The organism is Vibrio sp. 2096, assembly GCF_033339595.1.
Lineage (GTDB): Bacteria > Pseudomonadota > Gammaproteobacteria > Enterobacterales > Vibrionaceae > Vibrio > Vibrio alginolyticus.
In genome coordinates, this window is the sequence record NZ_JAWOUX010000012.1 from 26,532 (window position 1) to 51,759 (window position 25,228).

The 25,228-nt window shown below is 43.4% G+C and carries 18 protein-coding genes; 7 read left to right on the forward strand and 11 right to left on the reverse strand.

Translation table 11 applies throughout. The features are described from left to right. Positions 1-68 precede the first annotated feature (68 nt). A complete protein-coding gene (locus tag R7Q41_RS19080) occupies positions 69-992 on the reverse strand; it encodes a LysR family transcriptional regulator (protein ID WP_005377321.1) in 924 nt (307 codons plus the stop codon). Positions 993-1,370: 378 nt separating this feature from the next. Here R7Q41_RS19080 and R7Q41_RS19085 point away from each other — a divergent pair, with 378 nt between their 5' ends. From R7Q41_RS19085 to R7Q41_RS19095, 3 genes are all read left to right on the forward strand, one after another. Then, positions 1,371-2,540 carry an efflux RND transporter periplasmic adaptor subunit gene (locus tag R7Q41_RS19085; protein WP_054579512.1) on the forward strand — a complete coding sequence of 390 codons (1,170 nt, stop codon included), beginning with the start codon at positions 1,371-1,373 and terminating at the stop codon, positions 2,538-2,540. A 12-nt stretch (positions 2,541-2,552) separates the two neighbouring features. Beyond that, positions 2,553-5,693: an efflux RND transporter permease subunit gene (locus tag R7Q41_RS19090; RefSeq protein WP_176310989.1), complete on the forward strand. Its 3,141-nt coding sequence runs from the start codon at positions 2,553-2,555 to the stop codon at positions 5,691-5,693. A 145-nt stretch (positions 5,694-5,838) separates the two neighbouring features. After that, positions 5,839-6,768, forward strand: a complete 930-nt coding sequence (locus tag R7Q41_RS19095; RefSeq protein WP_033906145.1) for a LysR family transcriptional regulator — start codon at positions 5,839-5,841, stop codon at positions 6,766-6,768. Between the two features lie 1,240 nt (positions 6,769-8,008). Here the strand turns inward: R7Q41_RS19095 and R7Q41_RS19100 are convergent. Beyond that, positions 8,009-8,899, reverse strand: coding sequence for a LysR family transcriptional regulator (locus tag R7Q41_RS19100; protein WP_170897336.1), 891 nt, complete (start codon positions 8,897-8,899; stop codon positions 8,009-8,011). Positions 8,900-9,011: 112 nt separating this feature from the next. Here R7Q41_RS19100 and eamB point away from each other — a divergent pair, with 112 nt between their 5' ends. The 3 genes from eamB (at position 9,012) to queC (ending at position 10,970) form a co-directional block, all read left to right on the forward strand. Next, positions 9,012-9,596: a cysteine/O-acetylserine transporter gene (gene eamB, locus R7Q41_RS19105; RefSeq protein ID WP_025768137.1), complete on the forward strand. Its 585-nt coding sequence runs from the start codon at positions 9,012-9,014 to the stop codon at positions 9,594-9,596. Between the two features lie 308 nt (positions 9,597-9,904). Continuing rightward, positions 9,905-10,246: a helix-turn-helix domain-containing protein gene (locus R7Q41_RS19110; RefSeq protein WP_025768136.1), complete on the forward strand. Its 342-nt coding sequence runs from the start codon at positions 9,905-9,907 to the stop codon at positions 10,244-10,246. Between the two features lie 67 nt (positions 10,247-10,313). Continuing rightward, positions 10,314-10,970, forward strand: a complete 657-nt coding sequence (queC, locus tag R7Q41_RS19115) for a 7-cyano-7-deazaguanine synthase QueC (RefSeq protein WP_005377298.1) — start codon at positions 10,314-10,316, stop codon at positions 10,968-10,970. A gap of 310 nt (positions 10,971-11,280) precedes the next feature. Here queC and queE read toward each other — a convergent pair whose 3' ends face one another. After that, entirely contained in the window at positions 11,281-11,931 is a 651-nt protein-coding gene (queE, locus tag R7Q41_RS19120) for a 7-carboxy-7-deazaguanine synthase QueE (protein ID WP_318144635.1), read from the reverse strand. A 216-nt stretch (positions 11,932-12,147) separates the two neighbouring features. On the opposite strand from queE, the gene R7Q41_RS19125 reads away from it, so the two are divergent. After that, positions 12,148-12,957, forward strand: a complete 810-nt coding sequence (locus R7Q41_RS19125) for a Cof-type HAD-IIB family hydrolase (RefSeq protein WP_017821691.1) — start codon at positions 12,148-12,150, stop codon at positions 12,955-12,957. A 160-nt stretch (positions 12,958-13,117) separates the two neighbouring features. Here R7Q41_RS19125 and R7Q41_RS19130 read toward each other — a convergent pair whose 3' ends face one another. From R7Q41_RS19130 to prpB, 8 genes are all read right to left on the reverse strand, one after another. Beyond that, positions 13,118-14,563, reverse strand: a complete 1,446-nt coding sequence (locus R7Q41_RS19130; protein ID WP_053304405.1) for a bifunctional NUDIX hydrolase/phosphatase PAP2 family protein — start codon at positions 14,561-14,563, stop codon at positions 13,118-13,120. Positions 14,564-14,948: 385 nt separating this feature from the next. Continuing rightward, positions 14,949-16,280 (reverse strand): trypsin-like serine protease, encoded by a 1,332-nt coding sequence (locus R7Q41_RS19135; RefSeq protein ID WP_318144636.1) that lies wholly within the window; start codon positions 16,278-16,280, stop codon positions 14,949-14,951. Between the two features lie 191 nt (positions 16,281-16,471). Next, positions 16,472-16,951: a GNAT family N-acetyltransferase gene (locus tag R7Q41_RS19140; RefSeq protein WP_005377290.1), complete on the reverse strand. Its 480-nt coding sequence runs from the start codon at positions 16,949-16,951 to the stop codon at positions 16,472-16,474. 189 nt (positions 16,952-17,140) lie between these two features. Next, positions 17,141-19,018 carry a propionyl-CoA synthetase gene (locus R7Q41_RS19145; protein ID WP_170893401.1) on the reverse strand — a complete coding sequence of 626 codons (1,878 nt, stop codon included), beginning with the start codon at positions 19,016-19,018 and terminating at the stop codon, positions 17,141-17,143. Between the two features lie 77 nt (positions 19,019-19,095). Further along, positions 19,096-20,292, reverse strand: a complete 1,197-nt coding sequence (prpF, locus tag R7Q41_RS19150) for a 2-methylaconitate cis-trans isomerase PrpF (protein ID WP_158159669.1) — start codon at positions 20,290-20,292, stop codon at positions 19,096-19,098. 9 nt (positions 20,293-20,301) lie between these two features. Beyond that, complete coding sequence (acnD, locus tag R7Q41_RS19155) at positions 20,302-22,893, reverse strand: Fe/S-dependent 2-methylisocitrate dehydratase AcnD (RefSeq protein ID WP_169629147.1); 2,592 nt, start codon at positions 22,891-22,893, stop codon at positions 20,302-20,304. Positions 22,894-23,049: 156 nt separating this feature from the next. Beyond that, on the reverse strand, positions 23,050-24,192 hold the full coding sequence (gene prpC / locus R7Q41_RS19160) for a 2-methylcitrate synthase (protein ID WP_033906152.1): 1,143 nt from the start codon (positions 24,190-24,192) through the stop codon (positions 23,050-23,052). A 132-nt stretch (positions 24,193-24,324) separates the two neighbouring features. Next, positions 24,325-25,221 (reverse strand): methylisocitrate lyase, encoded by an 897-nt coding sequence (gene prpB / locus R7Q41_RS19165; protein ID WP_005395068.1) that lies wholly within the window; start codon positions 25,219-25,221, stop codon positions 24,325-24,327. Between the last annotated feature and the right edge of the window lie 7 nt (positions 25,222-25,228).

Here is a 25,228-nt window from a genome sequence, read left to right on the forward strand (position 1 = left end):
TTCAACCATATTCTATGGATAAATATAAACAAGCCCTCAATCTAAAACATTATGTCCTAGTACTCATATTAGTTGAGATAATCCATCCAAACAGGAGGCGTCCCTATTATTTTTTGAACAGTATCAATGAACAGTTTGGCTAATGGTTGTTGATTTCGGTGAGTATACATTGCATATATTTCCCCTATCGCGGGAAGATTATAATCAGGAAGCAACTGTACAAGATCTTGTTTACTCAAACTCTCCTGAAGAAAGAACTGCCCTATTAAAGCATACCCTAGATCAGATTTTACGGCATCGAGCATTAACTCAGTTTCATTCACGAAGTACTGCCCATTGATATTATACGTTCTAACGTCGCTTGATGACTGGCTTGGCGCTATACGTAGCTTATCTGCCTTAAAGTTAGCATTAGAGTATATTACTGCTGGCATTTTTATAAGCTCTTCTGGAGAGCTCGGGGTTCCATACTTGTCAATAAAACTCTTCGATGCAACCAGTGCCATATTATTGCTTGCCAACTTACGTACTATCATATTGGACTCTCGGATTGGTCCGATACGAAACACAACGTCAAAACCTTCGTGGATAACATCGACTCGATTATCATCGAGCAGCAGCTCTACAGTAATGTTTGGGTACTGTTTTATAAACTCTTTAACTGCCTGATTTAAGTAAGCTCTGCCAAAGAAAGTGGAGCTTGATATTTTCAGGTTACCCTTCGGTTCATCCTGAAATGTAGCAGCAATACTACGAGTTTCAGTTAGAACCTCTCTTACTTTCTTAGCTTGCGCCACCATCTCAACACCAGCATTGGTCAGGGATAGCGAACGCGTGGAACGGTTTAACAGCCGTAAGCCCAATTCATCCTCTAGCTTTTTGATCTGTTTTGACAAAGCTGAACGATCTATATGATTTCTGTCAGCAGCTTTAGCAAAAGTTCCGTATTCAGAGACATCCAGTAGTAATTCAAGTTGGCTTGCGAGATCCACTGCACAATTCCTTATTTAGTTTTTATTCTTTATGTGATGGGAAATGGATTTTACAAAATTAATTTCAATTTTTTATGGTTCAAATTGCATCAGTGAATTGCAAATAATGCACGAATTAAAAACGCTTTAATTTTCGTCGCTATCTTTAGCTTCTGTTTAGTTATTCCCATCTATTATGGCTTATTACATTTAACAATACTCCACGTCTTTAAAACCCTAAACTGACCTTTTTCAAACCAAAATGCGAGCATTTTGACCAATATTTAATCGTGCATTTTTATCACTACTCTATGTTCGCTGAGGGCCTATTTACCCATAGGTACAATGAATACAATGCCGTTCCTTTTAGTATGAACAGAATCATTTAGGGCGCGACAAATGTTAAAGAAAGTTTTCGGCATTGGCCTTTTATCCGTTTTAGCTGCTTGTGCAGACGAAGAGATAACCAAACAACCTAATACTCCCTTACCTACGATAGACGTTTCCAAAGTCATCTATGAGCCGGTTCAATCGTGGTTCACCTTTACAACAAGGCTTCAAGCCCCAGAGAAAGTTTCTTTAATGCCACGCGTTTCCGGAGTTATTGAAACGGTAGAATTCAAAGACGGACAGAGTGTCAACAAAGGTGACTTACTCGTCACTCTTGATGATCGAACCTTCAAAGCTCAGGTCTCACGACTTGAAGCGCAAGTTAAGAGTGCTCGAGCTGCGCTAGAGCAAGCAGCAAACGAACAAAAGAGAGCCGCCCAACTGGTTAAGCGAAAAGCCATCTCAGCGGAACAAGCAGAGGCCCGAGATACCGCAGTAAAACAACGCTCTGCAGAACTAATGGCTTTGCGTGCTCAGTTAGAATCCGCAAAGTTAGATCTTGAGTTTACGAAGATATATGCCCCTATTAGCGGCACTATTTCAAGAGCATTCATTACTAAAGGAAACAATGTAAACGCAAATCAAAGCGTTATATCAAACATTGTCTCTAACGATCAGGTATATGCATACTTTGATGTCGATGAGCGAACTTGGAACCGTTACTTCTCGACAATCAATGCCGACTCTAACTTACCTACTCGTCTTGAACTATCTGGACAAAATGGGCAGGAGTTTTTTGGACGCGTTGACTTTGTCGACAACTCCATCAACGAAAACACCGGTACTTTGCAGGTTCGAGCGGTATTCGATGCAACAAAATCAAACTTAAAAGTGGGATCGTTTGGCCGAGTTCAGATATCAACAACCAAACCAGTTGAACGAGTTCTCGTTCCAGAGCGTTCTATTGGCACAGATCTAGAAAACCGCTTTGTATTAACACTCAATGAAGAGAATACGTTGCAATACAGCATCGTAACCTTAGGCGAACGTTACGGAACATTTCGTGCCATCGAGAATGGCTTGAACGCCGACTCAGTTATTGCGGTAAATGGCCCAGCAAAAGTTGGCCCAAATAGCAAAATCACACCAAAAAATGTCACGCTAGATATTAGCAACACTTCATTGATTATGGCTTCAAACTCAACATCGTTGCCAAACAAACGTTTAGCTCAAGACTAAGAAGACAACCGAATGAAATTTGCACACTTTTTTATTCAAAGACCCATATTTGCCTCTATGTTATCGCTATTGATATTAATAGTAGGCGCAATTTCACTTTTACAGTTGCCTGTGAGTGAATATCCAGAGGTTGTCCCTCCTACAGTGGTAGTTACAGCAAACTATCCTGGTGCGAACCCAAAAGTAATCGCAGAAACAGTTGCTACGCCTCTGGAGCAAGAAATTAATGGTACAGAAAACATGTTATATATGTTTTCGCAGGCAACCAGTGACGGCAGAATGACATTGACCGTAACCTTTGCTTTAGGTACGGACTTGGACAAAGCTCAGGTTCAAATTCAAAACCGCGTCACTACAGCTTTGCCCCGATTACCAGAAGCCGTCCAACGGTTAGGAGTTGTTGCCGAAAAAGCCTCTCCTGATCTCACTATGGTTGTGCATATATATTCTCCAGATTCTAGCCGTGAAGTCAGTTATTTAGCTAACTACGCTAATTTAAACTTGAAAGATGAGATAGCTCGGCTCGGAGGCGTTGGTGATGTGCGCCTTTTCGGTGGTGATGAGTACTCAATGCGCTTGTGGTTAAATCCAGATGAGCTCGCTTCTAGAAATCTAACCGTAATGGACGTTGTCTCAGCCGTCCGATCTCAAAACCAACAGGTGGCAGCAGGCTCATTAGGTGCGCAACCAGCCGCTAATGAAAACCAATTCCAAGTTTTGTTGAACGTAAAGGGCCGTTTGGAGAATATTGATGAATTCAACGACATTGTAGTAAAAGTTGACGAAACAGGGGCTTTGACACGTCTTAAAGACGTTGCACGCGTAGAGCTAGGTCAAAACTCTTATGCACTGCGCGCCTTGTTAAATGGTAAACCAGCGGTGGCGATGCCCGTATTCCAGCGCCCTGGTGCTAATGCTATTGAGCTATCTAATCAGGTTCGTTCAACCATGGACCGTTTACAAACAGCCTTTCCAGCTGGAGTTTCATATGAAATAGCCTACGACCCGACCGTCTTTGTTCGTGGTTCGATAGACGCGGTGGTTCATACTCTGCTAGAGGCAATTGTACTTGTTGTTGTCGTAGTCATTTTGTTTTTGCAAACATGGCGCGCGTCTATCATCCCTATCATTGCGGTGCCTGTTTCATTAATCGGTACGTTCGCCGTAATGCAAATGCTTGGAGTATCGATTAACACGCTTTCGTTGTTTGGGCTTGTTCTCGCCATAGGCATCGTCGTCGATGACGCCATTGTCGTCGTCGAAAACGTGGAACGGAACATCCATAATGGACTTGCACCACTAGAAGCAACGAAACAAGCAATGACCGAAGTTACCGGGCCAATTATTGCAATTGCTTTAGTGTTATGTGCGGTGTTCATCCCGACGACCTTTATTACAGGGTTATCCGGTCAGTTTTATAAGCAGTTCGCACTAACAATTACGATCTCGACGATTATTTCAGCAATTAACTCGTTGACGTTATCGCCTGCTTTATCAGCACTGCTATTACAAGATAAGAACGCAAAACCCGATCGGCTAACCAAGCTCTTGGATGCGGTTTTTGGTAAGTATGTTTTTGCGCCATTCAATAGAATTTTTGAGTATAGCTCGAACCAATATCAAGCTCTGGTCAAGAAGCTGATTCGCTATAGCCTTGTTGTTGTGGTGGTATACATTGCGTTACTCGGGGGAACGGTTTCTCTATTCAAAGCTGTTCCTGGAGGATTCATTCCTCAACAAGATAAGCAGTATTTAGTTGCGATCGCCCAACTTCCAGATGCAGCAAGTTTAGATCGAACAGAGTCCGTTATTAAAGAAATGGAAAACCTCGCGCTGGCAACACCTGGCGTAGCACAAACCATTTCTTTCCCAGGCTTATCGGTCAATGGTTTTACTAACAGTCCGAATAGTGGCATCGTTTTTGTTACGCTTGAGGACTTCGATAAACGAAATGATCCAACTCTCGGAGCAAATGCGATTGTTGCATCTTTGAATAAGAGCTTTTCAATCATTGATGAAGCCTTCGTTGCGATTTTTCCACCACCACCAATCCAAGGACTTGGCTCTACTGGCGGCTTTAAACTTCAAATCGAAGACCGTGCGAACAAAGGGTTTGATGAGCTCTTCAAGCAATTGAACTTGATAATAAGTGAGGCATCAACAAGACCCGAGCTGATGGGATTATATTCTACATTTCGCATACAAGTGCCGCAGATGGACATCCAAATAGATCGTGAACAAGCGATGCTGCAAGGTGTTCCTCTAGAGCAGGTTTTTGATGCGCTTCAAGTTTATTTAGGATCATTATACGTCAATGACTTCAATATGTTTGGTAGAACATACAAAGTGAATGCCCAGGCAGACATGAACTATCGTCTCGAACCTGACCAAATACTTAACTACAAAGTAAGAAATGCTGCCGGACAAATGGTTCCTCTCGGCGCTGTACTGGAGATCATACCCACGATTGGGCCTGACCGCGTGATGCACTATAACGGCTACCCTAGTGCAGAACTAAACGGCAGTCCTGCTTTTGGTTACAGTTCAGATCAAGCCCAAACGGCTATTGAGGAAGTACTGGATAAAAACCTAGCAGAGGGAATGGTTTATGAATGGACTGATGTAACCTACCAGAAGATTTTGGCTGGTAACACGATGGTGTATATATTCCCACTTGTTGTTTTGTTAGTTTTCATGGTGCTAGCTTCGCAGTACGAGAGTTTAAAACTGCCATTCGCTATCATTTTGATCGTTCCTATGACCATTTTTTCTGCACTAGCAGGTGTTTGGTTCATTGGTGGTGACAACAATATATTCACACAAATTGCTTTGATTGTCCTTGTGGCTCTAGCGTGTAAAAATGCCATCTTGATGGTGGAGTTCGCTAAAGAACTTAAAGACAATGGCCAAGATACCTTATCAGCGATTTTGGAAGCATGTCGTTTACGTCTTCGGCCGATTCTAATGACATCAATTGCATTTACCGCTGGTGTTATTCCATTAATGATTGGTACAGGGGCCGGAGCGGAAATGCGACAAGCAATGGGTATTGCCGTATTCTCGGGTATGGTAGGCGTAACGGTATTTGGATTACTACTCACACCTGTTTTTTATATGTTAGTCAGTCGAAACAAAAAACGTCAAACACTATAACCATAATATAAATACTCATTTAAATTCATACTAAAGGGAGCTATTGCTCCCTTTTCTTTTGGTTATTAAGTATATTAATAATTTCTAGACAGAGCAGCAGTTATACATGAAACTAATACGCTAATATCTAACTTGGATAAACATTGTGGATTTAGCAAATAAACTACACCTGCTTTTAGAAGTCTCTAAAGCTGGATCTTTTGCAAAAGCAGCAGATGGGATGAATATCGACCGCTCTGTTTTATCTAAACACATCAAGCAGTTAGAAGAGCACTTAGGCGTTAGGCTATTAAACAGAACGACTCGCTCTCTTTCATTAACACAAGTCGGCCAGCAAATAGTAGAAAAAGCAGACCAAATATCTCAACTCCTTGATGATACTCAACAAATAGCGGAGAACTTTCAGACTGAGCCTTCAGGGAAAGTACGAATTTCAAGCTCAACATTATTTGGAAAACTCTATCTACAACCTTCGATAGAGAAGTTTTTACATAAGTACCCAAAAGCAAGTGTTGAACTAATGCTAGATGATCTTCATGTAGACGTGATTAGAAGTAATTTTGATATTGCTTTTCGAATCGGACCTATGAGGGATTCATCAATGGTAGCAAGAAAATTAGCAAAAAATACGACTGCAATCATTGCTTCTCGAAATTTAATTGAAAAACATGGTAACCCAGAAACGCCTGATGAGTTAGTTAAGCTACCTTTTATTATTTATTCAAATGGTAATTTTATTGTCGATAAACTTAAATTCTACGACAAAGCAAAATCAGATGGTTTAGATACATACCCAATATCAGGGTCATACATGGTAAATGAAGCTGAGCTAATAATTGAAAGCGTAAAGTCAGGTCTGGGCGCAGCACTTATAGGTCAATTTATGCTCCCTAACAACCTAGAGTCTTCTAATTTAGTTCAACTTTTACCAGAATATGAAACTCAAGATTTTGGTGATATTTATGCCATGTACTCACACCGTCAGCAATCACCATTGGTTAGGGCATTCATTGATATCGTTCAAGAAGAAATTGGCATACCACCAATATGGGAAAAGCATTTCAATAAAAGCTAGGTGATTCTATTTAACCAAAATTAACAGTAAATAAAAATCAAATAAAATCAATAATTTAAAACAGGAACATTTAAAATTCATAGAAGTTTAATGTTAAGTGAATTAAGTTCCATTCTAAATGGCGCTTAATTCACTAAATATAAAACATTCTTGATTTATAATACTAACAAATCCATCACCTATACAAGTTACGATGTATATTAAAGAAAAACACACCTCGGTCACTAGTTTGTTAGTATATAAAATATCTTATCTTATTTTTTTGGTTATTTATACGTTAGCAACGATTTATTTTAGCGTACAAATGGACAAAAGCACATCGGAGAACTCTCTTATAGAAATGACTCAAATAGCATTTGTGCTTTTTTCATCGTTAATGTGTTTGTATAAATCTAAGGAATATCTTGAACTCAAACACATATTAGTAATAATGTCTTCATTTTTTATGGTTATATTCGTTAGAGAAATGGACTACCACATAGAGCAGTATTTTCCTCACGGTTCATGGAAGTACCCTGCTTGGATTATAATAGTCTCGGTCTGTTATTTTTGTTTTAATAACATAGTTAACATAAAAAATGAGGTAAAATTTTTCATTTCTCATTCTAGCTTCACGACATTAACAATTGGATTTTTCATTGTTTTCTTATTCTCACGCTTTGCAGGGTATGGTGATTTTTGGGTCGAGTTCATGGGGAACTCATACAATAGAGATGTGAAAAACTTGGTTGAAGAAAGCTTAGAGTTACTAGGTTACGCGATACTTTTAAACGGTGTTTTACTTATTAAAGTAGAAAATCACTAAGTATAAATAAGAGTTCAGAGCTTGTAGTTCAAGCTTTGAACTTTTTGGTTAAAAAAAAGCAGCAAATTATATTTGCTGCAAATGATGAAAAAAACAATATGCGTAAGTTAACTTCCTAGCAATGGATGCGTTAACGAGTTAATAATAACGAACCGTAACAATTAAGTCTCGTTGAAAATAATCCATAAAGAATGGCATTTATTACACTGTTAATTATGTAACCTTATCTAATCTAGTTATCACACGCCGTCGTTTTTATATCTTATCTCTTTCCGTCAATAAATAGCTCTTCACCTCAGATCCCATTTATCATCCCACAACAGTCGGATTCACAACAAAGCAATAAAAATCAATAAATTATAAGTAGCCACTTAAAAAGTAAAAAGGAGTAAAAACGAAACTATGTCAGATAGAACATATTAAAGATCACCGACTCTAAGTAGAAAACCGTTCATACTCGTTACGCATACAATCAATAAAGACTTCCATCGCCGGCGTCACACACTTCCCAGCATGATAAGCACAGAGTGGCTTGATCATCTGTGAAAACTCGGTGAATTCAAGCTCTTGTAAACTGCCCTCTTGCAACTCTTTTTCAACCGTAAAACGAGGTAAGTAAGAGATACCAATATTACTCTCAACGCAATTTTTGATCGTATTAATACTGCTAAGTTCGATCATGTTGTCGATGCTAATATCACGCTCCTGAATAATGCTCTCAAACATCCGTCGAAAAAGGCACTTAGGGCCATTGCTTATAAACCCTAAATCAATATGTTGCTCTCTCTTCTTTAAATCTAGCCCTTTTAAAAGCGGTGAAGCAACCAATACCAGTGGCTCCTGCTCAAACTCGTGGACCTTGAGCGTATCGTCATTACCTACTCGATAAAACACACCTAAATCAGCTTTATCCGCTATCAACTCATCTCGAATCTGATAGCAATTTTGTGATTGCAGAGAGAGTCGGACATTGGGCGCCCTGATCCTGAACTCTTTTAAAACATTAGCCATCTTATAAGCAAGTTGAGTCTCAGCAACCAGCACTTTCAATTCACCGGTCGGCTCCGAGTTTTCTTGCTGTGCTGTTCCCTCAATATTTTCCATCACTCGCGCCAGTTCATAGACGTAAGGCAGTATCTTTTCTCCTGCTTGAGTCAAAACCATCTTACGCCCTATTTTTTCGAACAGCTGCAAAGACAGATCTTGTTCCAACTGCTTGATTTGAAAGGTGACGGTTGATTGCGTGCAATAAAGCTTCTGTGACGCTTTTAGAAACGATCCTTCTTCAACAATAGCTTTAAAAGTAAGAAAGCGTTTTAGATTCATGACTAGACTCCACAACCAACAGTTCAATAAATTAAAAGTCTAAGTTTTAATTTATTCAATTTTTTAATCAATTGTAGCGAAGTATAGTGCAGTAAAAACAGGAGAGATAGAGATGACCGCCATCTACACCGCATTTTTTACTTACGTAATCATTACTTCAATTACACCAGGGCCAAACAACATTTTATCGCTCAGCATCGCGACGCAATATGGACTAAAACGCTCTACAAAAGTGATTTCGGGGATGTTTTGTGGCTATGTTGTTTTGATGCTACTTTGTGGCGCTTTCACGTATAACATGATCAGCCTCTTGCCCGTGATTACACCTTGGCTAACATGGATTGGAGCAGCTTACATTGTTTGGTTGGCTTGGGGGCTTGCTACGAGTGAGATCAAAACTTCATCGGATAATTCTAAAGGTATCAGTTTCTTAACAGGTTTAGGTTTGCAGTTCGTTAATGTGAAAATCATTCTTTATGGAATTACCTCTATTTCTACGTTCGTACTGCCCCACACTCAGAATATCTACTGGATCTTAGCGACTAGCCTCATTCTTGCTTTGATCGCACTTCTTAGCAACGTAGTTTGGGCCGTTGCAGGAAAGCTACTTCAATCGCAATTCCAGAGATATGGCAAAGTCATCAATATGAGCTTAGCAGCAGCTCTGATCTATTGTGCGACACAGTTATTTACTTAAGTATATAGTTGATCATCAAGAACAATATTGCTCTTCAACTTAGACGACTACGTTTATGTGAAGAGCAAATTCTGCTCTACAAATCGCTGCGGTTTCTCGTGCCCTTACTCGCTCCTCCCGCGCCTCCATACGGCAGTTTTTGAAGAAGTAGATTCAACGTCACTTAATCAACCTAAAGATACGAAATCTTGTTTAGCTATACATACACGGCCTTGGCGACCTCGGCAATAACTAAGCATTACTTAGTATACACAAATCAGAAAAACTAAGATAATCTTAGTCATCCAAGTCCTTCGTATGAACTTTAAGTGTTGTTTAATAACCCACTCCCAGCCCGCCTTAAGCATGCGCGTAAACAAGCGAATCTGTCCCAAAAAGCACTGGGCATCCGTATCGGCATGGATGATAGTTCTGCAAGTGCAAGGATGAACCAATACGAAAGGGAGCGCCATACTCCCGACGTAAAAACGCTCAAACTTATCGCAGATGAGCTAAACGTACCTCTAAACTATTTTTTTTGTGAAGATGAAATCACCGCTGAACTTGCTGTGAATCTCCACAAGCTGTCAAATGATGACAAGCAAAGAGTGCTTGAGAGCACAGCCCAGTTGATTGCGGACGCAATCGCTACGAACAAGTCGAGTACGTAATTGGGATTAAACGCCTAAGAATACGTATCAATACCAAAGAATCAAAGAGCATAACTAAGGGTTCAACATGGCTACAACAAAAGCACTTGTGGTTTTTTCCGGTGGGCAGGACTCTACGACCTGCTTAATCGATGCATTAAATACATATGATGAGGTTCATGCTATAACGTTTGATTATGGCCAGCGTCATTCAGATGAAATAGATATCGCTATCGAATTAGGTAAGCAACTTAACATCAAAAGCCACAAAGTCCTGGATGTAAAATCAATTAATGAGTTAGCGATAAGCTCGCTGACAAGAGACAACATTCCGGTATCTAATGACTTAAGCGACGCTAACGTACCCAATACATTCGTTCCAGGGAGAAACATCCTCTTTCTTACTTACGCATGTATCCATGCTTACCAGCTTGGTATTCAAGACATCATTACGGGAGTTTGCGAAACAGACTTTAGTGGTTACCCTGACTGCCGAGACAACTTTATTCGCTCTCTAAATCTCTCTTGCAATTTAGGTATGGATAAAGCCTTCAATATTAAGACTCCTTTAATGTGGCTTACTAAAGCAGAGACCTGGGCTCTAGCTGATAAGCACAATATGTTGGAGTTTGTCCAAAACAATACGTTAACATGTTACAACGGAATCGTTGGTAAAGGCTGTGGTGAATGCCCAGCGTGCCTACTGCGACAAAGCGGCTTAGAAGAATACTTAGCGAGCAAATAGTCTTTGTTAGCGGTAATAGCGCTGGGATAAAACCTTTTGCGTTAGCTTCTAAACGTTTTATCTCAGCGTGAAACTCCAGCCAACAGAGCTTCATTTTGATGCCGCCAGATTGGTGGCATCAATTAAATGCGAAACGATTGTCGAACCAAAGATAGCACTACACCACAACAGCCAACACTGCTTAGCTTTTACAACGCTATAAATTGCTTAGATATATCGACAATGTTTCGATAGCAAAGCTACCAACGGCATTACTCGCGAAACCGGGATTAGATAGAAAAGCTACCTCGAATGATGACGAGTCTCTCGTCTAAGCAATACTCAAATATTTATGAGTTTGAACAGACAAACGCCAATTGCGGGCAATACACGTATCAATACACAATTGCGTAGCACGAGGCTTCTGGCTAATTGGTTGTAGTGCAATGATAGTCTCAGCCGCTACGTTCGCATTTGCTAAAAGATCATCAAGGTGGTCGATGTCTTTCTGGGTACCGACTGGATGCTTAATCTCATTTGCCCGCTCTAACGCGCTATTAAGCACTGGTAATTTACCTTTCCTTGCTACTTTTGGTGACACTGTCACCCACGTATTTTCTGAAGTAATCACTTCTGATGTGCCACTGGTTTCAATTTGGCATTGGCACCCCATATCTTCAAACGCCTTTGTTAAAGGGCGCAGATCATAAATACAAGGCTCTCCACCAGTAATCACGATATGCTTAGCATTAAAGCCTTGCTGTTGATATTGCTCTACGATGTTCTCGGCAGATGCAACACACCACGTCGGAGAGTCTTCCGTTTTCACCAGAATATCGCCTATTTGACGTTGATCATTCTCATCTGCATACCACGTTTGTTTGGTATCGCACCATGAGCAACCAACCGGACACTCTTGAAGCCGAACAAAAACAGCAGGGACTCCAGTGAAAACCCCTTCCCCTTGGATGGTTTCAAACATCTCATTTAGCTTATACAACGCAGAACTCACTCAACTCATAACATTTCGAGGCGAAGACCATAATGGACACGCGTGTCTAGGTCAATTTAAACCAAAAATTAATTGTTAAAATAGACCATTTTGTAGTTTCATAGCGTAATGAATGCAGGTTTCTGGTTAACGTTAAACCAAGCCTTATTCACTGACAGCTCCCAAAAAACTTTAAGGTAAGAAATGATGTATAAACTGATCGCACTAGATATGGATGGCACGCTACTCAATAGTGATAAAGCCATTTCTGAAGAAAACAAACAAGCGATCGCAAAAGCTCGAGAAGCAGGCGTTACTGTCGTTCTCGCTTCTGGTCGCCCATTAGAAGGAATGCAAGACAAGCTCGACGAACTGAATATCCATTCCGATCGAGATTTTGTTCTTTACTACAACGGTTCGATGGTCAAGAACGTAGGCACAAACGACATCATCCACCAGCAAATCATAGATGGTAAAGCTGCAAAATTGGTGGCGCGAAAAGCCGAAGAGCTAGGTGCGTACGTCCATGCTTTTAGTCAAGTTCATGGTTTAATCACCAACGAACACAACCCTTACACCGATATTGAAGCAAAGATAAATGGCTTAAATGTCACCGAGATGAACTTCGAATCACTAGAAGACGATCATCCAATCATCAAAGCTATGATGGTTGCAGAGCCAAGCAAACTAACAGAAGTTATAGCAGCACTGCCAGCTGAAATGCGCGAAGCGTTTACGGTTGTTCAAAGCGCTCCGTTTTTCCTTGAGTTTCTTAACCCTGCGAGCAACAAAGGTATTGGTGTTGCCGCAATTGCCGAGTATCTGGGAATTAAACCGGAAGAAGTTATCTGTATGGGTGACGCAGAAAATGACCACCACATGCTGAAATACGCTGGCCTTGGTATCGCGATGGCAAATGCAATGGAAGAAACCAAGCAAATCGCTGACTACATTACGGCAAGTAATGATGAGCACGGTGTCGCTAAAGCTATAGAAAAGTTCGTGCTCAATGCATAGCCCTTTCCGCCATGTCTGTTGCGTTAAGCTTCTTACGTTTAACACCCCTAGCCGTCCAAGATAGGCAAGCGGCGTTGTTCGTGGACTAAACGTGTAAAAGCCTTGCTGTAATGCAAGGCTTTGTTTTTACTCAAATACTAATAGATAACAAATACAGCCATCAATCTAGCAACGTTTTGCTCGGTTGGTTTTCACAAGTCAGCTTCCTTGCAAGCAGCATAAATAACAACATTAATAATGGATAATGTAACGTCGACAAGACTAATGACCACAAACCGCTAAACGATACGATATTAGCCGAGTACAAATAGAGTTGATCAACAAGCAACAATGCCAGCGTTACAAAGATCATCTGCCGAGTATCTAAATGTGCTTTCGACTCTTTAAATGTCATGACCAACGCTGATGCAGTGATTAAAATTGCTAGCCAGCGACCAAACACAGGTAATGGCCAGATGACGGAGATGACCGCTGTTGCCGCAGTCATAACGAACCAGACGCCTTTTGAGCTTAGAACTTGATCAACGTTCACATCTTGATTTGTCTCCAGTCGAAGAACATGCCAAGCCACCAAGCTGCCTAACAGCGCGCCAAATAACATATCTAAAATAAAGGCACTGCCGAGGAAAAACTTACCTAACACCACAGTAAGAGTGATGAACACGAAGACTGCCGTTGTTCCATTCAAACCAAAATACTGGGTTCTATGAAACAAGAACGTCAGCACACAAAACCACACAGCGATAGGCAAGCTAGGAAAACTAAAGCCAAAGCTGTGCGTTAACTCCATCATTGGTATATAGACATGTGGGCGCGGTAGCGAAAAGCCTTGTTGAGCGACAAGCACCATAAGCGACGTTGCACTAATTGCGAAAAAGAGTCGGTACACAAACCGGCTACCAAAGCGCATCATGGCAAAAGGAAATAGAAAGAGTAGTACCGTTGGTTCTGTCAGATCTATAACGAGTTTCGAGATCTGACTAGCTACCTCGTAACTCGTTTCTGACAACGCCCCTACCCAACTCTGTAAATCTATCAGCCACGCCAATTCAACCTGACGAAATGAAGGCGCGGATTCGATCAGCTGAGTAACATAAGATACTGATTGCTTGGTAGCTTGATCAAAAAACTGAGTGACTTGTGGCCATTGCTCAGGATAACGATACAAAGATGATGGTAATTCAGATGGGCTAAGCAGCATCGCTGACGCAACTTCTACTCCATAATGAGGGGCAAACCAAATAGGCAGTTCATTTCCACCTAAAGAATTATTCATAGAAAAAGCGATAATGTCAGAGTCTGATATACAGTCGTAAAAAACTGCAGTGTCCGTTCTGCCAAGCTCCTCTCCAACCGTAACCACTATACCGGTTTCTTCCCACGTTTCTCGTTGAGCAGCAACTTGTGGAGACTCACCATCAATGATGGTTCCGCCAGGTAGAGAAATCTTATCCGTTAATACTTCATGAACTAGCACTAACTTGTCATCAGCGCGAACAATACAGAGCGCTCCTTTAACTTCGCTCGCAGTGGCTTTAGCCGTAGAGATCGGTGAAACAGGTAACAAAATAAAACAAAGGATGAGTAATAACAGCTGTCTCAACACAAAATATGACCTTAAATAAACATAATGATAACCAATGAATCATGGCAGTTAATCTTATCTTTTTCGACAAAAATTAAGTAACGAGTTATGCCAAACTGAGTTGATCGCGTAAAACCTGAACTCAACGCTCACTGGAGAATAATTTAATGCAAACCTGACAAAAATCAGACAAAACATAAAATGTTGATCGCAATTCTGCCAGTTATATAAAGATAACGTCAGGACAAAGTCATACACATTTTGTGGGTTCTCATAGTTGACACAATAAAAAAGGGCTTATTATTCGCAAACAATAAACCCCAGTTATGATAACTATGTACTGATCGTTGAAACCAAGAATGAATCTTATCTCATGGTCAACGAATCAAATTCACTGGCCCGATAGTTAGTTAGACTTGCAATTCGCATCGCCTACTTTTTGCCAAACACCCCAAGGCCCTGAGTCTGCTGGATTATCACCTTGAGTCCACCACTGCGCTTGCCAAACTTTACCATTCCAAGTAACCGTATCTCCTTTGAGATACACTAAGCTGGCTTGCCATGCAGCTGTACAGCTATCTGTGGGAGGCGTTGTCACCGTTTTCGCTTGAGCGGATACTAACGCTTGGTATTGTGTGCTGGTCTTATCAACGTTGAAGTTCAAAACCACTCTTGCTTCTCCGCTCTGAGTAGCACCAAATTCAACATCAATACGACAACTTGCATTCATTGCTAACGTCGCCTGAGAGCACTGATCATTGGCAATAACAGCTGCATCAGTAACACCCGAAGCAAACGCGCGAACATTTTCCACAGTGAAGGTGGTGTTCCCTGAATTCTGGATAACAAAGCTATGTTGCTGTAACTCCCCAACATTAAATGATGCCAGTGTCTGTTCGGTGGTGTATCCAACAGAAACATTCTCTTTTGGTGGTGTTACTGTTCCGATAACACCATCGACAAAATTGCGCATAGCAGCGATATCGCTATAAACCCCATACATACCAGGACGAGCACAACCTATTCCCCAACTGACCACACCAAGTTGAGTAATTACACCACTGCGATTAATGACGATTGGACCACCACTATCTCCCTGACAAGAATCTATCCCACCTTGAGGAATACCAGCACAGAATGACACTTCTCCAACCGTTGTGTAGTTGCCACCGGCTTGACGGCAAGTCATATCCGACACAAGTGGGACGTCAACCTCTTGCAATCGAGACGGAGAGCTTCCTCCTTCAGAAGTTCGCCCTAAGCCAGCAACACTAAGCCAATCTCCGATGCTCGCGTATTGCGTTAGACTACCATTCGCAATCTCAACTGAAGAAACACCTTGAGGCACAGAGTCGAGCTTCAATACCGCGAGGTCATGAGAAAGCGTCGCGCGGCGATATGCCGGGTGCATATGGATCTCACTGACGTTTGCACGAACACCATCACTACCGTTATAAACAACGCCACCGATTTTAACCGCAATCTGACTCGGAGAATCACCCTCAACACAATGTGCAGCAGTCAGGACGTAACCATTCCCGATATAACTGGCCCCACAATACGATCGGTTACCATAACGACTAACAATTTGGGTGTAGAATTTCCAGTCACGTGGGTCGGCAGTTACTCCGCCTACGATCTGGGGTTGGATAGTGTGATTTTGCGTCTGTGACAAATCATCAGCACTTGCGAACATTGGCAAAACGGCTAAAGCAAGTAACGATTTTGTTAGTTTCAAAATATTGTCCTCTTGTTTTTGTAAGCACGATCCTCGTGCTACTAATAAACAAGCAGACAAAAACGCCGATACCAATGTAGGTGCATATCAATTTGTTAACATTGCGAGTAGCTTATAGAGAAAAGTCTATTGACGAACTGAATGATTTCAATTCGATCGAACCTAAATCACAATATTAAAGTTAAATACGATTATTCGTTCAGCGGTTTTCTTAAATAGTGGATATGGTGTGCAAATCCTTGTTTTTCATACAAAGATATTGCGCCCTGGTTAAAATGCCATACTTCAACAAACATCTGTTTTGCACCGTAATCAGAGAACGTTGACTCAATTTTATTAATCAAAGCCTGCGCCGTACCTTGTTTTCGATATTCAGGCAGCACATAGAGCTCATCCACGCTTCCCATCATAACTGGCTGGCTGACGGTAGAAATAAGTTCACAGAAGTGACCAGAAATAAAGCCAATAATTTCATCTCCTTGTTTTGCTACGTAAACAAGGCACTCAGGGTCATCAATATATCGAGCAATGCTTTTTTCTTGTTCTATCTCCTCTGCCGTTTTGAAAAGCTCAGGAGATTGAAGATGATGCTCATCATGAAGCTCGAACATAAGATCGTTGAGCAACTCTAGGTCGCTAAAACACGCAGGTTTAATCGCAAACGTGGTCATACAAAGGGTCACTAAAAATGGAATGGCTGTAGTTTGTGAGGAAAACGTCGTATTGGCAAGTCACAAATGCTTTCACGATACGTTTGTACTGTTTGAGCAACAAAAAAGCCCCTGTACTTAATAAACGTACAGAGGCAGAACCAACCTACAGAGTTCGAGGATCAGGGGTTAGTTAGAATTGAGTTTTTCTCAGCGTCGTAGCACTCGCTCAATTTCGTTCAAGCTACTTGGGTCATCAATCGTTGACGGAACGGTGTATTTTTCACCATCAGCTATTTGACGTATAGTTCGACGCAAAATTTTACCTGAACGTGTTTTCGGTAAACGGTCTACAACCAACGCATGCTTGAAGCAAGCAACTGCACCTATCTCACTACGCACTTTGCCAACAAGCTCACCTTCAAGGTCTAGCTCATCCACTTTGACGCCGTCTTTCAGTACAACAAAACCAAGTGGAAGCTGACCTTTTAGATCATCGTGGATACCGACCACCGCACATTCTGCAATCGCTGGGTGGCCTCCTACTATTTCTTCCATTTCACCTGTCGACAATCGGTGTCCCGCGACATTAATCACATCATCAATACGTCCCATAATAAACAGGTAACCGTCTTCATCCAGATAGCCACCATCACCTGACACGTAGTAGCCTGGGAACTGGCTAAGATAACCAGTTTCAAAACGGTCATGATTACGCCAAACCGTTGGCAGACAGCTTGGTGGTAGCGGACGTTTTAATGCGACAAAGCCTTGTTGGTTAGGCCCGACAGCCTCTCCAAGTTCATTCAGAATCTCGACCTGATAACCCGGAATGGGCTTCGTCGAAGAACCAGCTTTAACTGGCATCATTTCGACACCTGTCGGGTTGCCCGCTATGGCCCAGCCCGTCTCGGTTTGCCACCAGTGGTCAATAACGGGCTTGTCCGCTTTGCTCTGAACCCACTCCAGTGTCGGAGGGTCAAGGCGTTCTCCCGCCATAAAGATAGTTTTCAGATTCGACAAGTCGTACTGTTTTAAGTGCTCGCCTTCCGGGTCCTCTTTCTTAATCGCACGAAACGCCGTTGGTGCAGAGAACAACGCATCTACTTTGTATTCATCACACACTCGCCAAAATGCGCCAGGATCCGGTGTTCGAACAGGCTTTCCTTCGAATAGGATAGTAGTGCAACCGTGAATCAGTGGAGCGTAAACAATGTAAGAGTGCCCTACTACCCAGCCCACATCAGATGCCGCCCAAAAGACGCCATCTTGAGGAATGTTATAGATTGCGCTCATGGAGTACTTCATCGCGACAGCATGACCACCGTTATCACGCACAACGCCTTTCGGCTTACCTGTCGTACCCGATGTATAAAGTATGTAGAGCGGCTCGGTTGCTAACACCGGAACACAACCATGTGGCAGCGCTTGGTTGTACTCTCGCTGCCAATCTAAGTCTCTTTCTTGGTTTAGCTCAGCGTCGCACTCTGGACGTTGGAAAACAAACACTTTCTCAGGCTTCCAACGGCTGTCCATAATGGCTTTGTCTACCATTGGCTTGTATGGAATGACTTTGTTGATCTCAATCCCGCACGACGCCGTCATGATCACTTTCGGCTCTGCATCTTCAATTCGTACAGCAAGCTCATTAGGTGCAAAACCACCGAATACTACGGAATGAATCGCCCCCAAACGCGCGCAGGCAAGCATCGCCATTGCGGCTTCTGGGATCATCGGCATATAAATAACGACTCGGTCGCCTTTTTCAACACCTTGAGCAGACAGCATGCCAGCAATTTTTGCTACTTGGTCACGTAGATCGCTATAGGTGTACGTGGCTTTACGACCTGTCACTGGCGAGTCATAAATGAGTGCAGTATTATCACCGCGTCCTTGCTCGCAATGGTAATCTAATGCTAACCAGCACGTATTCATTACACCATCTGGAAACCAACGTTCTATGCCGTTTTCATCAGATTTCAAGATAGTTTTAGGAGATTCAAACCAATCGAGATTCTCCGCTTGAGCGCGCCAAAAACTCTCCGGTTCATTCTTCGCCCATAAGTATTCTTTTTCGTATGAAGACATATTGCTTCCTCCAGTATGTCCTGACATTGCTCTCGTTCTACTCAAAGATCGCTCTTTTAATCCAAAGATCGTCTCTTTTAATCGAAGACATAGAAGGGTACACGCACAAATCCCTCCATCAGTATTCTCGCACTTCGGCTCATAATGGCTTTTTGCACCACCCAGCCCTGCTCAGTTTGCTTCGCTTGTGCCCCAACTTTTAACGTTCCTGACGGGTGACCAAAAGTCACGGACTCTTTTTCACCGCCACCAGCGGCTAAATTCACTAACGTTCCGGGCACACACGCAGCAGAAGCAATAGCAACGGCTGCTGTTCCCATCATTGCATGATGTAGCTTGCCCATCGACAGCGCGCGAACGAGCACATCAATATCCGACTCATTAACGGCTTTACCACTTGAAGACAGGTAACTTTTCGGTTTAGAAACAAACGCTATTTTCGGCGTATGTTGGCGTGTTTGAGCTTCTTCTAAATCAGAAATCAGGCCCATTTTTAACGCGCCATATGCACGGATGGATTCGAACATCGCTAATGCTGTGTCATCGTTGTTGATATCGTCTTGCAGCTCGGTGCCCTGATATCCTATCGATTCAGCATCAATAAAAATGGTTGGTATGCCCGCGTTAATAAAGGTCGCGTTGAACGTACCCACATCCGGCACCACCAAATCATCAACTAAGTTACCCGTTGGGAACATACTTCCTTCGCCATCGGAAGGATCAACAAAATCCACTTGAATTTCTGCCGCTGGAAACGTGACACCATCGAGTTCAAACTCTCCGGTTTCTTGGACGAAACCATTGACGATTGGCACGTGAATCAAAATCGTTTTGCTTATGTTCACTTGCCAAACACGCACCGTCACAATTCCATTTTCTGGAATGCGGTCTTGTGGAATCAGCCCAGCATGAATGGCGAAGGGACCAACTGCCGCAGACAAGTTGCCGCAGTTACCACTCCAATCGACGAATGGTTTGTCGATCGACACTTGTCCAAACAAATAGTCAACGTCATGACCGTCTTGGCTACTGCGCGAAACAATCACTGTTTTACTGGTGCTGGAGGTTGCACCACCCATACCGTCGATTTGCTTCGCGTAAGGATCCGGGCTGCCGATAACACGTAACAACAGCTTGTCACGCGCGGCTCCAGCCATTTGCGCTTCTTGAGGTAAATCCTCTAGGTTGAAAAAGACACCTTTACTCGTGCCGCCACGCATGTACGTCGCGGGCACTTTTATTTGGCTTGTTTGATTCGGAGTATTATTTGCCATACGCACTCCTTATTGTGCCAAGAAATCTTGCGCGAAACGCTGCAGAACACCGCCCGCGTTGTACACGTGAACTTCGTCAGCGGTATCTAAGCGACAAGTAACCGGAACATCGACTTTATCGCCGTTGCTGCGTGTGATAACCAGCGCTAAATCAGCGCCCGGCTTGATTTCTCCAACCACGTCGTAAAGTTCCGTACCATCCAGCTCTAGCGTATTGCGGTTAACGCCCGACTTAAATTGCAGTGGTAGTACGCCCATGCCAACCAAGTTAGTACGGTGAATACGCTCAAAGCCTTCAGCAACAATGGCTTCTACGCCCGCCAGTCGAACGCCTTTTGCTGCCCAGTCACGGGATGACCCCTGACCGTAATCCGCGCCAGCCACCACGATCAATGGTTGTTTACGATTCATGTAGGTTTCAATCGCTTCCCACATACGAACCACCTGCCCTTCTGGCTCTACACGCGCCAGAGATCCCTGCACGACTTCGCCGTTTTCCTTCACCATTTCATTGAACAACTTTGGGTTAGCGAAGGTCGCGCGTTGCGCCGTTAAGTGGTCACCACGGTGAGTCGCGTAAGAGTTGAAATCTTCTTCTGGCACACCCATTTTCGCTAAGTATTCACCTGCAGCGCTGCTTGCGAGAATCGCGTTGGATGGTGATAAGTGATCAGTGGTGATGTTGTCGCCCAGAATCGCCAATGGACGCATACCAGACAATGTTCTTTCTCCCGCTAGCGCACCTTCCCAGTACGGTGGTCGGCGGATATAGGTACTCATCGGACGCCAGTCGTACAGCGGGTTGGGATTTTGCTCTTGATCATTCAGCTTAAACATCTGAATGTAAACTTGCTTAAACTGCTCAGGTTTAACATGAGTACCGACAACTGCATCGATCTCTTCATCGCTTGGCCACAAATCATTGAGATAAATTGGTTTGCCGTGTTGGTCCGAGCCCAATGCATCGCGCTCGATATCAAAACGAATGGTACCCGCTAGCGCATAAGCGACAACCAATGGTGGTGAAGCCAAGAAAGCTTGTTTGGCGTACGGATGGATTCGACCATCAAAGTTACGGTTACCAGAAAGCACCGCTGTTGCATATAAATCACGGTCGATGATCTCTTGTTGGATTTTTGGATCCAGCGCACCACTCATACCGTTACAAGTTGTACATGCGTAACCAACAATGCCAAAGCCAAGCTTCTCTAGCTCTGGTAATAAGCCCGCTTCTTCCAGATACAAGCGTGCAACTTTAGAACCCGGAGCAAAAGACGATTTCACCCAAGGTTTACGTACAAGACCAAGTTCGTTGGCTTTCTTCGCCACAAGGCCAGCAGCAACCACGTTTCTTGGGTTACTAGTATTCGTACATGAGGTAATAGCAGCGATGATCACTGCACCATCTGGCAACTCGCCTTCTTTCTCTTCCCACGCTCCAGAAATACCGCGCTGTGCCAACTCAGAAGTTGGTAAACGACGATGAGGGTTTGACGGACCAGCCAAGTTACGGCTAACTGATGATAAATCGAACTCAAGTACACGCTCGTAAACTGCGCTATCAAGATCGTCTGCCCAAAGACCGGTTTGTTTTGCGTAATTTTCTACTAAAGCAACTTGTTCTTCATCTCGACCAGTTAGTTTCAAGTAATTGATGGTCTGCTCATCAATATAAAACATGCCAGCTGTTGCGCCGTATTCTGGTGTCATGTTTGAAATCGTTGCGCGGTCTCCGATCGTTAGATCACGTGCGCCTTCTCCGAAGAATTCAAGATATGAAGATACCACACGCTCATTACGAAGAAACTCAGTAATCGCGAGGACAATATCCGTTGCGGTAATGCCCGGTTGACGTTTACCCGTCAGTTTGACACCGACAATATCTGGTAGACGCATCATTGATGGTCGGCCAAGCATGACGGTTTCTGCTTCCAGACCACCGACACCTATCGCAATAACACCAAGAGCGTCTACGTGAGGCGTGTGACTGTCCGTACCCACACAGGTGTCAGGGTAGGCAATGCCCTGCTTTGCTTGTACCACAGGAGACATTTTTTCCAAGTTGATTTGGTGCATGATGCCATTCCCAGCTGGAATCACGCTGACGTTTTCAAACGCTGTTTTACACCACTCGATAAAGTGAAATCGGTCTTCATTACGGCGCTCTTCAATCGCGCGGTTTTTGTCGAAGGCATCAGGGTCAAAGCCCGCATGTTCAACCGCTAAAGAGTGGTCAACGATCAATTGTGTCTCAACCACTGGGTTCACTTTTGCAGGATCGCCGCCCTGATCTGAAATGGCATCGCGTAGACCCGCTAAATCGACTAGAGCGGTCTGACCAAGAATGTCATGACAAACAACGCGTGCTGGATACCAAGGAAAATCAAGATCGCGTTTGCGTTCAATTAACTGTTTCAGGCTATCTGTCAATGTGTTCGGGTCACAGCGACGGACCAGTTGCTCAGCTAGCACGCGAGAGGTATAAGGGAGTGTTTCATAGGCTCCAGGAGAAATGGCATTGACGGCTTCGCGTGCATCAAAATAATCCAGTTGAGTTCCCGGAAGCGGCTTACGATATTGAGTATTAATATTTGTGTTCATGGTTTGCTTCCATTCAGTCTTTACATCTTGCCTTCATCAAGGTTTTCCATTGCTCCAGAAACACAGTGATGAGAGGATCTCCTTCCTCTGTTAGAGAGAATGACAAAGGAAGGAGGTGGTCAACCAAAGCATATAATGCCCTCGTTGACCTTCGCGCTAGCGATTCTCGATAGGCACCCATTCTTGATGATCTGGGCCCGTGTAATCAGCACTTGGGCGAATAATACGGTTATTGGCACGCTGTTCATAAACGTGTGCAGCCCAGCCCGTTAAACGACTCATCACAAAGATTGGGGTAAATAGTTTGGTTGGAATGTCCATGAAGTGGTAAGCCGATGCATGGAAGAAGTCCGCATTACAGAACAGACCTTTCTCTCGCTTCATCACTGATTCAACACGCTCAGAAACCGCATATAGATGTGTATCACCAACTTGCTTCGATAACTCTTTGGACCAGCGTTTTATTAAGGCGTTGCGAGGGTCACTTTCACGATAAATCGCATGACCAAAGCCCATGATCTTGTCTTTATTGGCTAGCATTTTCATGATGTTCGCTTCCGCCTCGTCGGGCGTTTGCCAATCTTCAATCATTTCCATCGCCGCTTCGTTCGCACCTCCGTGAAGTGGTCCACGAAGCGTACCGATTGCTGCCGTGATACAAGAATGGATGTCTGACAACGTTGATGCACAAACGCGTGCTGCGAATGTAGAAGCATTAAACTCATGTTCAGCATAAAGAATAAGCGAGCAATGCATCACTTGTTTGTGCAGCGCAGATGGCGCTTTGTCTGTAAGTAATCGCAAAAAGTAACCACCGATGCAATCTTCAGTCTGATCCTCGGTGTTGATACGCACGCCATCATGACTAAAGCGGTACCAGTAACAGATGATGGCAGGGAACAAGGCTAGCATACGTTCGGTTGCTTTCAGTTGCTCCTCGAAGCTCATTTCCTGCTCTAGGTTACCCAATACAGAACAACCCGTGCGCATTACGTCCATTGGGTGTGCGCTTGCAGGAATCAACTCTAAAGCTTGTTTTAGCTCGGCTGGCAAACCTCTAAAGCTGAGTAGGTGTGTCTTGTACGCATCAAGTTCTTGTTGATTCGGCAAGTGACCGCGCAACAGAAGGTGAGCCACTTCTTCAAACTGTGCGTTGTTCGCAAGATCAGTAATATCGTATCCACGATAAGTTAAACCAGTTCCCGTTTTTCCGACAGTACATAAAGCTGTGCTTCCTGCGCTTTGACCACGAAGGCCTGCGCCACCTAATTCTGCTTTCTTTTCTGCAGTTTGAGACATTGTTTGAACTCCTTTTCTGTCTGACTTTTCCCTCTCTGGGGTGTTTTTAGCCAAACGAATTTCACGTTATTAGATGAGATAAATTCCGATTATCTTTTTCTTGGGCTTCCGTCTATTTTTGCTTTTCCCCCGCTATTTCCCTTCAGAGAATAACTGGTCAAGTTTGTCTTCGTAGTCGTGGTAATTCAGGTGCTGATACAACTCTTTACGTGTTTGCATCGAATCAACCAGTGCTTCCTGATTACCCACTTCTAGCAAATGTTTGTAGACCGTTTCAGCAGCTTTGTTCATGGCACGGAACGCACTTAATGGGTAAAGCACCATATCGACTTTCGCTTTTGCAAGCTCATCGCAGCCGTACAGTGGCGTTGCGCCGAACTCGGTAATGTTGGCCAGAATAGGAACGTGCTTTCCAGTTGCTTGCTCAAGTGCGTTTGAGAACTGAAGGTACTGATCCAGCTTGGTCATCGCTTCGGGGAAGATCATGTCTGCGCCAGCTTCCACACACGCAATCGCGCGCTCGATTGCGCTGTCCATGCCTTCAACAGCTAACGCGTCAGTACGAGCCATAATCACGAAACTTTCATCATTGCGTGCATCAACCGCGGCTTTTACACGATCAACCATCTCTTGCTGGCTGACTATTGCTTTGTTCGGACGATGACCACAACGTTTCTGTGCGACTTGGTCTTCCATGTGCACCGCTGCCGCGCCCGCTTTTTCCATCGCTTTGATCGTGCGAGCAATGTTAAATGCACCGCCAAAGCCCGTGTCGATATCAACCAAAAGAGGCAAATCACATGCGTTAGTAATACGGTCAACATCAACCAAAACGTCGTTTAATGTTGTGATACCGAGATCCGGCAATCCGTATGAAGCATTTGCGATACCGCCACCAGACAAGTAAATCGCTTGGTGACCCAAGTTTTTTGCCATCATGGCGCAATACGGGTTTATAGTGCCGACAATTTGTAGTGGATTATTTTGTTCAATGGCGAGTCTGAATTTCGCTCCCGGTGTTAAGCTCATGACGAAT